Source organism: Citrobacter sp. TBCS-14, from assembly GCF_005280805.1.
GTDB lineage: Bacteria > Pseudomonadota > Gammaproteobacteria > Enterobacterales > Enterobacteriaceae > Citrobacter > Citrobacter gillenii.
On sequence record NZ_SZWM01000216.1, the window covers coordinates 1 to 221 of the forward strand.

Here is a 221-nt window from a genome sequence, read left to right on the forward strand (position 1 = left end):
CCACAGTTTAAGATCAGTTGCCACCTGGTCATTACGGCTACGCCCGGTGTGCAGTTTTTTACCTAACTGCCCGACTTTATCAATCAGCTTGCCTTCCACCCAGCTGTGAATATCTTCAGCATCGCTTTGCAGGATCTGCTGCGGATTCGCGCGAACCTCTTCCAGCAGATTATTCAACGCTTCTTCCAGCTGCAGTTGTTCATCAGCAGTCAGTACGCCGA

General features: G+C 50.7%; 1 protein-coding gene. It reads right to left on the reverse strand.

Annotation, left to right across the window (positions count from 1 at the left end):
* A partial coding sequence (locus FDX22_RS12180) for a lyase family protein (RefSeq protein ID WP_255432881.1) occupies nt 1-221 on the reverse strand: 221 nt, incomplete at both ends.